Genomic DNA, 12,653 nt, shown 5'->3' on the forward strand with positions numbered 1-12,653 from the left:
GGGACGATCCCGAGGATAGGCGGGTAGGGCGCGGTCAACGTCGGCATTACCGACCGTTGTTCCCTCCTCGATTTCGATGAAGGGGCAAGGAACCCGGTCGCGGCGGCACAGCGCCCGAACGAAGGCCGGCCGCTGACTCCTGGGGCAACCGTCCAGCGACCCCTGAAAGAATCGTCACCGGGTTGTTGCGCATATGATTCGGTGGTATAGTTCGCGATTGGTCAGACGATAACGCTTCGGGTTGCCGAGAACATGACTTATCAACTGGAGGCTCGCGATACCCATCGAAGCGTGAGGGACACGACCGACGCGCTGAGTAGTCCCCTCCAGATCCCGGCGGCGTCGCCCGGTACTGCGACGGCTGCCGAACAAGCCCTACCCCGCACCATCACACCGAGCCACTGGATCCCGCTCGCGGCCGCCCTGCTCTCCTTTGTGATGATCGCCTGGGTGGTGGTGAACCTGGCGAGCGGCTGGGTCGGGTTCGCGACGTTCGTCCCCAACGGCCTCCTCGGGGGCATGGAAGCGGCGATCTCTCTCGCCCGGCTCTTCGCGGCCCTGGTCCTGGTGTTAATCGTCGCCGACGGTGTGGGCGCGCGCCTGCGGTGGCTGGCCGCGGGGTTCGTCGTCCTCGGGCTGGGTCAGTTCGCGTTCGGGTACATCGAGCCGATCCTGGTCGAGGAGACCAGCCTGGACCAAGCCCTCTACGAGATGATCCTCGTGCGGGCGCTCGCGGCCGCCCTCTTCGTCATCGGGTTAGTGTCCCGTGAGCCGCCACGCTTCACCGTACGGTCCGCCGTTGGTGTCGCACTCGTCACCGCAGCGTGCGTGGTCGGGTACGTGGCGCTAAGCCGGTGGGGACTGGTCCCCCCGCTGGTCATGATCGGTAGCCTTGATGAGGCCGCTCGGCGTGGCATCGCGCCGATGACTTGGCTGACCGGCTGGCATTGGGCAGTCGCGGCCGTGCCCTTCGGGCTCGCCGTCGTCGCGGGCGTCGGTTCCCTCTGGCGCTATCGGCGTGGCGAGATCGGGGGTTGGGTGCCCCTGGGGATCATCCTGCTGGCCGGCTCGGAGTTGCACGATTCGCTCTGGCCTTCTGCCTACGGCAACTCGGCGCTCCTCAACACCGCAGACGTCCTGCGCCTGACGATGGCGGCAGTGATCGTCGCCGGTGGCGCGCTGGAGCTAAAGCGCCTTGCGGCGGAGCGCGCACGGCTGCTGGCCTCCGAGCGCGAGCGCGCCCGGCGCCTGGAGGAGCTGACGCGACTCAAGGCCGATTTCACCGCCATGGTCGCGCACGAGCTCGGCTACCCGCTCTCCGCCATTCGGCGGCTGACCGAGCTGCTCGCCCGGGACGGCGTCAACCCGGAACTCCGCAACCGCACCCTCGCCTCGATCCTCCGGGAGACGGATGCGCTGGATACCCTGGTCGCCGATGTCCAGGCGATGGCGACGGTCGAGCGCGACGACTTTCGGGTCGACCCGCACCCGATCCCCGTCAGCTCCCTTGTCGAAATCGCCGTTGCGCACTCCGAGGCCCATCCAGAAGGTCGAGCACCCCTCGGGGTCTCCCTCGACGGCCTCGCAGGCGATGAGTTGGTCCTGGCCGATCGCGAGCGGATCGGACAGGTCCTGCGCAACCTCCTCTGCAACGCGGCCAGGTATTCGCCTCCTGAGAGCCCGATCGAGCTGCGCGTTGCCGCGGCGTACGGGGGACGCGTCCGCGTCGAAGTGTCCGACCACGGACCGGGGATCCACCCCGATGACCTCGAGCGAATCTTCGACAAGTTCGCCCGGGGTCGAAACGGGCATGCGGGATCGGCCGCCGGCGTCGGATTGGGCCTGTACCTTGCCCGGCGGATCGTGCGCGCCCACGGCTCGGATATCACGGTGCAATCCAGTCCAGGCGCCGGCTCGACCTTCGCGTTCGAACTGACGGGGGTCGCCGGGACGTAGGAGAGGCCAGGGCGATGATCCACGTCATGCTGATCGACGACCATGCCTCAACACGTGAGCCGCTGGCCTTCATGCTGGAGCAGGAGCCGGACCTGACCGTGGTGGCGCAGGCCGGCTCACTGGCCGAAGCCCGTCAGGTACTTGATGCCCCCGATCTGTGCGTGGACGTGGCGGTCGTGGATCTTGGCCTGCCCGACGGCTCAGGGGAGGAACTCATCCCCGAGCTACGCGAGTCCCGCCCCGACGCCCACTCGCTGGTCCTGACCTACTTCTCCGACCACGAGCGGCTGGCGAGAGCGGTCGCTTCCGGGGCGGCGGGAATCCTCCACAAGTCAGTCCCGGTCGGGGACGTGGTCGACGCCGTCCGGCGGCTCAACGCCGGAGAGCAACTGCTCACCGTCGCCGAAGTCGTCGAAGCGCTCCGATTCGTGGACCAGGAACGCCGCCGCGAGCGCGAAGCCCGGCAAGCGTTCGAGCCGCTGACCGACCGCGAGCGGGAAGTCCTCCAGGCGCTGGCCGATGGACTGAGCGACAAAGAGATCGCGGAGCGGCTCTACATCAGCCCTGCGACCGTGCGGACCCACATCACCGCGATCCTCGGCAAGCTCGACGCGAACTCGCGGCTGCAGGCGGTCGTCGTTGCGGCTCGCCACAACCTGGTGACGCTCGGCTAGGCTTTCCCAAGCGAGCATCCCCAAACCTCTCGGTTGCGTTGCACCGGTGGCCGAATCGCCGACCACCCACACCCCAATCCCCAATTCCACCGAGCATCAAACCAACGAATTCGAGGACGCTCCCAGCGCTCCGGTCAGCCATCATCGTCCTCGCCGACGCACCACCGGGTGCGGCCGAAGAAAGACGGCGGGAGCGATCGACGTCTGACCTGGAGGCTCCCGACCTGTCCTTCCAAGGCCCCGGCGGTGGGTCGCAACCGGTCAACCGGCAGGGCCGGATGGGCGTTCCCTGCGACCGGCGACCAGCCGACCCGTCTCGATCGCCGGATCAGCCCGCCGGTTGCCACAGGTGCTCGGAGAGTGACGGCGGCGCTGGACGCGCCGTCACGAACCCCGTCCCAGGAAAGGAGGCAACGTGCCGACGGTGATGCTCTACGGCGGGCGCATCCCGCACCACTACGACGATCCGGACGAGCGGCGCGCCAGCGACGAGACGGTGCCCGGACCGGAGCGCGCGAACGTTCTTGTGCGCCCTTCTATCACCTCCCTTCGCTGGGTCACCCCTGGCGATTGCTCGCGGAGCGTCGCGAGCCGTCGTCGGGTTGCGACCCGCCTGTCCCGGACCGGATGATGGCCGATGCGGCCCAATGTGGCCGCGGATAATGGAGCATGTGATGACAACGCGAACCAACACGCGGTTCGACGAGCAGCTCGCACAGATCCTCACCTACCTCGATGTCGACCTCGAGCGCGAGCAGGCACCGCGGGCAGTGGACGGCACCGATGACGCCCAGCTCCGTGAGACGCTCGCGGCGATGCACCGGGCGCTGGCGGAATTCGACATCTCGCTGAGCTGGTTCATCGACCGGGAGGACAGAGTTCGCCTACTGGTCGCCTGGACCGAGGAGGTCGGTCCGGAGCCAATGGCGATGACCCTCCAGACCCGTAGCTACGAGTACACGCTGAGCCGCAGCGAGGCGGTGCAGTTGACGCCTTCGGTGCTGGTGGCGGATCTGGCGCGGCAGGAAGATTGAGCCGTAGGCGGCGGGCGCGAGCGCCCGCCGCCTTCTTCCCCCCGATGACCACGGCTACATTCGTCTTCACTGCCGCCCCGACAGCAGCACCCCACGCTCGGACGCGCCAGGTTCACGCAATCCGCCCTGTCGCGCACTGGTAATCGCACCATCAACGCCTGCCCGGTCAGGCCACACCTGTCCCGTTGGTCACGCGCACCCCTGCCGACGTGACCTCGAGCCTCCTGCCTGGACAGTCGATGGCAGAACGCGCCCGGCGCTCAAGGCTCAGGGCCTATCGACGAACGCGGGTGATGCCGGACGGGCGCCTTCCGAAGAAGGCGCAAAAGTCCCGAGAAGGAGGGTCACATGACCGCTACGAACCTTTCGATTCCGGCGCTGCGCGACGCCGTCCGCGGTCGCGTCATCGTGCCCCAGGACGTCGACTACGACCCGACGCGCTTCACCGTCTCCGCGGTTTTCGACGACCGCCGACCAGCGGCCATCGTCCGCGCAGCAGACGTTGAGGACGTCCGCCGGGTCGTCACCCTGGCTCGGGAGACCGGGCTGGAACTCGCGATCCGGAACGGTGGCCACAGCATGGCCGGCCACAGCACCACCGACGGCGGGATCGTCCTCGACCTTCGAGAACTGAAGGGACTGGCGATCGACCCCGTGCGCAGAATCGCCTCGGCCGAAGGTGGGCTGACCGCGGGCGAGTACACGACCGCGGCCGCCGAGTACGGCCTGGCCACTGGCTTCGGCGATACCGCCTCGGTCGGGATCAGCGGGATCACCCTCGGCGGCGGGATCGGCTATCTGGTGCGCCAGCACGGTCTGACGATCGACAACCTGATTGCCGCCGAGATCGTGACCGCCGACGGCGAACTCCGCCACGTGGATGTCGAGCATGAACCAGACCTGTTCTGGGCCATCCGCGGCGGTGGCGGAAACTTCGGCGTGGTGACCCGGTTCACCTACCGGCTCCACCCGGTCGATACCATCGTCGGCGGGATGCTGATGCTGCCGGCAACGCCCGAGGTCATCGCCGGGTTCATCGCGCTGGCTGATGAGGCGCCGGAGGAGCTGTCGACCATCGCCAACGTCATGACGGCCCCACCGATGCCGTTCCTACCGGCCGAACTGCACGGCAAGCTCGTGCTGTTGGCCTTGATGTCCCACGCCGGTGATGTCGAAGCGGGCCTCCGGACCGTAGAGCCGTTCCGGAAGCTCGCCACACCGATCGCGGACATGCTGCGACCGGGACGTTACCCGGACATGTACCCGCCCGAGGAGGGCGAGTACCGGCCACTGGCTGTGACACGCACGATGTTCCTGGACACGTTGGACACCGGCGTGGCGCAGACCATCATCGACCATCTGGAGGCGTCGGACGCGCCGATGCGCGTGACGCAGCTCCGAGTGCTCGGCGGTGCGATGGCGCGGGTGCCATCCGACGCAACCGCGTTCGCCCATCGGTCCAGCCGGATCATGGCCAACCTCGCCAGCTTCTATCAGGGGCCTGACGACCGGGCGCGGCGTGAGGCGTGGATCGATGCCTTCGCCACGGCGCTGCGCCAGGACGACCAGGGCGCCTACGTCAACTTCCTGAGCGACGAGGGCGAGGAGGGCGTTCGTCGCGCCTACCCGAGCCCGACGTGGGAGCGGCTGGCAGCCATCAAGGGCCGCTACGACCCGACGAACCTCTTCCGGCTGAACCAGAACATCCCACCGCGCGCCGATCTCGAGGCGCGCACGGCGGCTGCCTGAGCCGTGCTGCCGATGCCGGGCCGGCACCGATGGTGTCACGCCCGGCGGCAGGAGGGTGCGGTGACCACCAGATGAGGGGACGTTACAGGACGTCAGCATCGCGCGTTGACGTTGAGCACGGCGCGTTTGAACGTTGATACGCGGCCGCGTCCCGAGCACTTGAGGACATGATTGAGGACCGCCGTGCGAGCGGAAGGAAGCAGGTGATGCAGCGTGGCGGCTGGCAAGATCACACCGAACGCCTTGGACGTCCAATCCACTTTCGCTTCATCAACTCTATGACTCAATGAGTAGTTGGCACGACCCATTGTAGGAAACGGGCGTGCTCATGTAGTATCGAAGCGCGTGGCACTGCCTCTATCGATCCGAATGACTTACTCAAGCCGGTTTCGCCTCGGGACAACTGGCGAAATGCGCAGAAGGGAGCCCACGCGCCATGGTCAGGCGCCTCGCGAACACAGACAGCCAGCCGTTACCTCCCGACTCGTGGGAGGATCTGGCTAGACGGGTTGACTCTCGCTGGTCCGCGTTGGACGACCCGCGTCGTCCGCTCTCGCAGGAGTCGTGGCGACATCTTGCTGCCCTCATCGACAGGAGGCACAGCCGCGTCGACGATCCTCGTTTCCCGCTTTCCTACGCCTCATGGCAAGATCTTGCCTTCCGCGTGGACTGGTGGGCACGGATGGGTCTGGATGACCACGAGCCCGATGACGATTGGGTCGATTATGATTTTCGGGCCGACGATGATTTGGACGAATACGACGCTCAGGCCGACGATGATGCTGATGAGTTCATGAGCGCTCTCGAGGACGACCTGTGGGAGTGGGATACCGAGGCGTTCGAATGGAGAGAGGAGCAGGAGCTCCGCCAGTGGGAGTACAACAACCTCGATATCGACCCCATGTTTGAGGAATTGGATCCCCGCTACCTGGACGCGGATCCGCTCAGTCATCCCACCTGGGACAGCCCCGGCGACTCGATGGATTTCATCCGCTACCAACTCGAGGACGACCTGGGGGAGTGGGCTCTCGAGGCGTTCGAACGGTGGTGGGAGTACAACAACCTCGATATCGACCCCATGGAGGACTAGGATCCCCGCTACTTGGACGCGGATCCGATGAGTCATCCCACCTGGGACAGCCTCGGCGACCCAATGGACCTCGTCCGCTACCAGTTAGCGAGTCGCCAACATCACTATTCAAGTACCTGCCCCGCCCGAAGAGGGGCATGACTGGTGAACCACGTTCACCCGCAACATCCCCCGACAGCAACCACGATAAACTAACTACGATGCGTTGGAGCAGAGAGGGCTGAGGGATGGGTGACACGATCGCGACCAATCGCGGCTTGCGACCCCGATTACGGGATCTCGGGATTGTCATCGGGACGCTGCCGCCGGGCCCGCTCAACGCCATCACCGATGTCCCGGGCGTGCGGGTCGGCCACGCCACCGTCATCCACGGCGACGGGCCGCTGCGGCCGGGCCACGGCCCGGCGCGAACGGGGGTGACGGCCGTCCACCCGCACGAAGGCTCCGCCTTCGCCTCGATGGTCCCGGCTGCCATCGCCGTCCTCAACGGCGCCGGTGAGATCACCGGCCGGTCCCAGGTCGACGAGTACGGGTTGCTCGAGACGCCGATCCTCATCACCAACACCCACTCCGTCGGGGTTGCCCACCGCGCCTGCGTCGAGTGGCTGGGCCGCCGGACACCGACGATCGGCCGTGAGCACTTCGTCATCCCGGTCGTTGCCGAGACGTTCGACGGGTTCCTCAATGACGGCGCCGCCCAGCATGTGACCGAGGCGCACGTCTTCGCGGCACTCGACTCGGCAGCCGAGGGGCCGGTCGCCGAGGGCAACGTCGGCGGCGGGACGGGGATGCTGCTGTTCGGGTTCAAGGGCGGCACCGGCACGGCCTCGCGCGTGGTGGAGATCGACAACCACCGGTTCACCGTCGGCGTGCTGGTCCAGGGTAACTTCGGCGCACGCGAAGACCTGTTGGTGGACGGCGTGCCGGTCGGTTTGGAGATCACGGACCTGCTGCCAACACCTGGGGAAATTGCTGCTGCGCCGGAGACGGATGGCTCGGTGATCGTCGTCATCGCCACCGACGCGCCGCTCTCCGACCGGCAACTCGGCCGGCTCTGCCGCCGGGGCATGCTGGGCCTGGCCCGCGTCGGCGCCACCGCGCGCAACACGTCTGGCGACCTGCTGCTTGCGTTCTCCAACGCACCGGAGAACCGCGTCGAACGCGGCGACGACCGCGTCATCCTACCTAGCGCCCGTCTGGCGGACACCCGCATGGACATCCTCTTCCAGGCGACCATCGAAGCGACCGAGGAAGCCGTGCTCAACGCTCTCGTCGCCGCGGAGACCATGACCGGGCGGAACGGCAACACGGCGTACGCCATCCCACATGATCGCTTGCAGGAGGTCATGGCCCGCTACGGACGACTGCGGTCGACCAGGTAGGGCGGCAACCGGCCTGCGTCGACACCGTCGAGGGAATTGCGGAGCTTGACACCCCCCGCACCCCTTCGTATCATTGCCACCGCGTAACAGCGGTTCAGTCATACACCGTCGCTTGTGGGTTTTCCTCGCCGGCGGAGAGGGACGCTCGGCAGCCGGCGCTTCCGACTCGGCTCTTGGAGAGCCGTGTCGTGGTCGAACCCACTGACCTGTGTGAGCCATGGGGGTTTCCGCGGGTGACGGGCACTGCGCCCGCGTCCATGGCTCTCGCGGAGAACCAGAGCATCAGTGGGGCGAGAGGGAGGAGTCCTGGTGGGGCGGTCGGTCGATGTGGAACTTCGGCACGTCACCAAGAAATTCGACGACGTCATCGCCGTCGACAACGTGTCACTTGAGATCGAACGCGGCGAGTTCTTTTCCCTCCTCGGCCCTTCCGGCTGCGGCAAGACGACCACCCTGCGCATGATCGCAGGCTTCGAACACCCGACCTCCGGTGAGGTCTTCATCCAGGGTCAGCCGATGGGCGCGACGCCTCCCTTTCAACGCAACGTTAACACCGTCTTCCAGAACTACGCGCTGTTCCCGCACATGACGGTGGCCGAGAACATCGCCTTCGGCCTGGAGATGAAAGGCGTCCCGAAGGCTGAGCGCCAGCGCCGCGTCGAGCAGGCGCTCCGCCTCGTACGGCTGGAGGGCTACGGCGAGCGGCGGCCGTTACAACTCTCAGGCGGGCAGCAGCAGCGCGTCGCGCTGGCTCGAGCGCTGATCAACCAGCCCGGAGTCCTCCTACTCGACGAACCGCTCGGCGCACTCGACCTGAAGCTGCGCAAGGAAATGCAACTGGAACTGAAGCATCTCCAGACTTCCGTCGGCATCACCTTCATCTACGTAACCCACGACCAGGAGGAAGCGCTGACGATGTCGGACCGCATCGCGGTCATGAACGAGGGGAAGGTCCTCCAGATCGGTACGCCCGAGGAGATCTATGAGCGGCCGAACTGCCGCTTCGTCGCGGATTTCATCGGCGAGTCGAACTTCTTGGAGGGCCGCGTCACCGAGGTGGCGCCAGACCGCGTGGTGGTCGTGGTGGACGACTCGTTCCCCGTCGTCGCCCCGGGCGGTCCCGCAGTTTCCCCGGGCGAGTGGGTGACGCTCGCGGTGCGGCCGGAGAAGATTCACGTTCAACCGGGGTCTGGGCAGGTCGGCGTAAACGGCCATCACGGAGGGCGGGTGGAGGAAGTCGTCTACATCGGTACCGACACCTATTACCTCGTCCGGTTGTCCGACCGAGTGACCGTTCGTGCGCGGTTGCAGAACCGCAGCACTGGAGCAGACGGACGCGGCGGACTGGCCCACGGCGCGGAGGTTGCCGTCTCGTGGGCTCCCGAGCACACCCTCGTGCTGACATCCTAGTGGGCGCGAGTATAGCGTAGGGAGCGGCCATGGCGATCGCTGATCGGGTTGAGGCTCCGGCCGAAGAACCTGGCGGGTTGCCCGCCCGTCTGCTGCGAGCTATTCGCACACGCACGGGTCTCCAGCTCGGCGGGCTCCTGGGGCCGGGAGCGTTCTGGCTGATCGTCTTCTTCCTCCTCCCACTAGCCGTCGTCTTTGCCTATAGCTTCGCCACACGGGGAGCCTACGGCACCATTAAGTGGACCCTGACGCTCGAAAACTACCGCCAGTTCGCCGACTGGCTCTATGTCAAAGTGTTCCTCTTCTCGCTCTTGATCGCGGTGCTGACCACCGTGATCTGCCTCGTCATCGGGTACCCCTTCGCCTACGTGATGAGCCGGGCCCCGCGGCGCTGGCGTAACGGCTTGCTTATCCTGGTCATGGTCCCCTTCTGGACTAACTTCCTGGTGCGGACCTACGCCATCATGCTGCTGCTCCGCTCGGAGGGGTTGATCAATAGCTTCCTCCGCAGCATCGGCCTTATTGACCAGCCACTCAACCTGCTCTACACCCCGGGTGCGGTCGTCCTCGGTCTGGTCTACGGCTACCTGCCGTTCATGATCCTGCCCCTCTACGCGTCGATCGAGAAGTTCGACTTCTCGCTGGTCGAGGCGGCCCAGGACCTCGGCGCCAGCACGCGGCGCGTCTTCCTGCGGGTCATGCTTCCCTTGACGATGCCGGGTGTGGTCGCTGGTTCGATTCTGGTCTTTATCCCGACGGTCGGCGCTTTCGTCACCCCGGACCTGCTCGGCGGCGGAAAGGTCGTCATGATCGGCAACCTGATCCAGCAGCAATTCCTCACGGCACGGCACTGGCCCTTCGGCTCGGCCATCTCCTTCGTGTTGATGGCCATCGTGCTGGCCTCGACGCTCATCTACTTCCGCAGCGGAGGGGAGCGCACGGTATGACCACGTCAGCGCCCGCACTGGAGAAGGCCGCGCAGACGGCTGCCGCGCGCCCACGCCGGATCCGGCTGGGACCGATCGTGCTCCAGTCCCACCTCGCCCTGACCTTCATCTTCCTGTACGCACCCATCCTGATCCTGGTGATCTTCAGCTTCAACGCTGCCCGGCAGCAGACGGTCTGGACCGGCTTCACGTTCGACTGGTACGCCCAAATGGTCCAGGACGCGAAGACGATCAACGCGGCCAAGAACAGCGCCATCATCGCGGTCATCTCCACCGCGGTTTCGACGGTGATCGGCACCCTCACCGCGCTCGCGCTGGACCGCTACCGCTTCCGTGGACGCACCGCCTTCGAGGGCGCGATGTACCTCCCCATCATCGTGCCCGAGATCGTGATGGCCATCGCCTTGCTGGTGTTCTTCAACTTCGGCTTCGGCCTGCTGGAGCAATGGACGAAGATCCAGCTCAACTTCGGACTCGGAACGATCACGGTTGCGCACATCGCCTTCTCCTTCCCGTTCGTCGCGGTCGTCGTGCGCGCGCGCCTCGCGGACTTTGACCGGCGACTGGAGGAGGCAGCGAAGGACCTCGGTGCGAACGAATGGCAGACGTTCCGGCGCGTCACGCTACCCCTGCTGATGCCCGGCATCCTGGCGGGCGCGTTGCTCGCCTTCACGCTCTCAATCGATGACTTCGTTATCACGTTCTTCACCGCCGGGGTAGGATCGACCACCCTCCCGCTCGAGATCTACGGTCGCGTCCGGCGCGGGGTCACGCCCGAGGTGAACGCCATCTCAACCGTCTTGCTCCTGGCCTCGATCGCGCTGGTGCTCGGTTCGACACTTTTGCAGCGGAAACGGTGACCTAGAGGAGGAGAAGACCATGGCACGGCGACACACCCAGGCGCTGGTCCGCGCCTGGTTGCGCGGCTCGATTTCCCGGCGCGAGTTGATCCGCCGCCTCGCCCTGGCGGGCATGAGCATGCCAGCGATCGTAGCACTGCTGGCGGCCTGCGGCGGCTCGGCCGAACCGGCGTCCACCCCTGCCGGAGGCGATCAGGGGTCGAGCGGCGGCGAGGGTACCGCCACGAGTGAGGAGGGGACCGCGGGCGAAGGCAGCACACTCAACGTCACCATGCCGGACTACATCGACCGGTCCAAGCTGTCCGCCGAGCTGCACCTCTACAACTGGTCCGAGTACCTGGCCCCAGAAGTCCCGAAGGCCTTTGAGGCGGCGTATGGAGTGCGGGTGATCGAGGACACCTTCGCCAGCAATGAGGACTTGCTGGCCAAGCTCCAGGGCGGCGCGAGCGGCTACGATGTGATCGTCCCCTCCGACTACATGGTCGGGGTCATGATCCAACTCGGTATGCTCGAGCCGCTCGACAAGGACGTCATTCAGTCGTTCGCCAACATCGATCCCGGCAACCTCGGCGCCTACTACGACCCGAACAACGATTACAGCATGCCCTACCTGTGGGGCACGACCGGCGTCCTTTACGACGTCAACGTGCTGGGCGAGGGGCTCGATAGCTGGGAAGCCGTCTTCCACCCGGCGCCCGAGGCGCAGGGCAAGCTCGCAATGCTCGACGACCAGCGAGAGGTCATCGGCGCGGCACTGATGTTCCTCGGCTATTCTGTCAACGAGACGAGCGACGAGGCCCTGGCGAAGGCCAAGGAGTTGCTGCTTGAGCAGAAGCCCTACGTCACCGCCTACAGCAGCCAGAACAACGACGACATGATGCTCGGCGGCGAGGCGGTTATGGCCCACATGTGGACGGGCGACGCACTGCTGACCGCAGACCAGAAGGAGGGACTGACCTACTTCCTGCCCAAAGAGGGCGCCGTCATCTGGCAGGACAACCTTGCCGTGCCGAAGGGCGCCCCGAACCTCTACACGGCGATGGCCTTCATCGACTTCATGAACCTGCCGGAGGTCGCCGCGGCCAACGCCAACTTCGTATGGTACGGCAGCCCCAACAAGGCCGCACGGGATCAGGGACTGATCGAGGACTGGATCCTGGAGAACCCCTCGGTCTACCCCAGCGCGGAGGTGATGGAGCGCCTCCAGTGGATCGAGGACGTTGGGGACGACATCTCGAAGTACGACCGCATTTGGACCGAGTTCAAGACGGCTTAGGCGCCCGTGCAGCATGGCAACCTCATCCGCCGCAGGCATTCCCGTTCACTGGCGGGGAGAGACTGAACCGAGCCTGCCGCTCCCGGCGACCACCCCCCACGTTGGGAGCGGCAGGCTCCACCCGTTGCTCGGCGATCACACGCGCGGGACGCTGCCGCCGCTAGGACTGCACTGGCGGGCAGACGTCCTGGCGACCTGCCTACCCCACACCGGTCACCCCGCCTTCCGGACTTCGCGGCTGCCACGCACGACGCACTGAGGCGATGGCAGGTGGA

At 66.2% G+C, this 12,653-nt stretch carries 11 protein-coding genes; all 11 read left to right on the top strand.

Going from position 1 to position 12,653, the window contains the following annotated elements; genetic code table 11:
* Nucleotides 1-291 precede the first annotated feature (291 nt).
* Nucleotides 292-1,956: a sensor histidine kinase gene (locus STHE_RS17875; RefSeq protein WP_052295270.1), complete on the top strand. Its 1,665-nt coding sequence runs from the start codon at nucleotides 292-294 to the stop codon at nucleotides 1,954-1,956.
* A gap of 14 nt (nucleotides 1,957-1,970) precedes the next feature.
* The gene (locus tag STHE_RS06385; protein ID WP_012871752.1) at nucleotides 1,971-2,630 is read left to right on the top strand and encodes a response regulator transcription factor; all 660 of its coding nucleotides are present in this window, start codon (nucleotides 1,971-1,973) and stop codon (nucleotides 2,628-2,630) included.
* Nucleotides 2,631-3,045: 415 nt separating this feature from the next.
* The gene (locus STHE_RS06390; protein WP_012871753.1) at nucleotides 3,046-3,261 is read left to right on the top strand and encodes a hypothetical protein; all 216 of its coding nucleotides are present in this window, start codon (nucleotides 3,046-3,048) and stop codon (nucleotides 3,259-3,261) included.
* Nucleotides 3,262-3,304: 43 nt separating this feature from the next.
* Nucleotides 3,305-3,664, top strand: coding sequence for a hypothetical protein (locus STHE_RS06395; protein ID WP_012871754.1), 360 nt, complete (start codon nucleotides 3,305-3,307; stop codon nucleotides 3,662-3,664).
* A gap of 348 nt (nucleotides 3,665-4,012) precedes the next feature.
* A complete protein-coding gene (locus STHE_RS06400) occupies nucleotides 4,013-5,413 on the top strand; it encodes an FAD-binding oxidoreductase (protein ID WP_012871755.1) in 1,401 nt (466 codons plus the stop codon).
* A 682-nt stretch (nucleotides 5,414-6,095) separates the two neighbouring features.
* The gene (locus STHE_RS18725; RefSeq protein ID WP_012871756.1) at nucleotides 6,096-6,503 is read left to right on the top strand and encodes a hypothetical protein; all 408 of its coding nucleotides are present in this window, start codon (nucleotides 6,096-6,098) and stop codon (nucleotides 6,501-6,503) included.
* Nucleotides 6,504-6,730: 227 nt separating this feature from the next.
* Nucleotides 6,731-7,885 (top strand): DmpA family aminopeptidase, encoded by a 1,155-nt coding sequence (locus STHE_RS06410; RefSeq protein WP_012871757.1) that lies wholly within the window; start codon nucleotides 6,731-6,733, stop codon nucleotides 7,883-7,885.
* Between the two features lie 309 nt (nucleotides 7,886-8,194).
* The gene (locus STHE_RS06415; RefSeq protein WP_012871758.1) at nucleotides 8,195-9,295 is read left to right on the top strand and encodes an ABC transporter ATP-binding protein; all 1,101 of its coding nucleotides are present in this window, start codon (nucleotides 8,195-8,197) and stop codon (nucleotides 9,293-9,295) included.
* A gap of 29 nt (nucleotides 9,296-9,324) precedes the next feature.
* Nucleotides 9,325-10,242, top strand: a complete 918-nt coding sequence (locus STHE_RS06420; RefSeq protein WP_012871759.1) for an ABC transporter permease — start codon at nucleotides 9,325-9,327, stop codon at nucleotides 10,240-10,242.
* The gene (locus STHE_RS06425; RefSeq protein ID WP_012871760.1) at nucleotides 10,239-11,102 is read left to right on the top strand and encodes an ABC transporter permease; all 864 of its coding nucleotides are present in this window, start codon (nucleotides 10,239-10,241) and stop codon (nucleotides 11,100-11,102) included. The genes STHE_RS06420 and STHE_RS06425 overlap by 4 nt, the downstream gene beginning before the upstream one ends.
* 19 nt (nucleotides 11,103-11,121) lie before the next feature.
* The gene (locus tag STHE_RS06430; protein ID WP_012871761.1) at nucleotides 11,122-12,378 is read left to right on the top strand and encodes a polyamine ABC transporter substrate-binding protein; all 1,257 of its coding nucleotides are present in this window, start codon (nucleotides 11,122-11,124) and stop codon (nucleotides 12,376-12,378) included.
* Nucleotides 12,379-12,653: the final 275 nt, after the last annotated feature.

This window comes from Sphaerobacter thermophilus DSM 20745, from assembly GCF_000024985.1.
GTDB classification, from domain to species: Bacteria; Chloroflexota; Chloroflexia; order Thermomicrobiales; family Thermomicrobiaceae; genus Sphaerobacter; species Sphaerobacter thermophilus.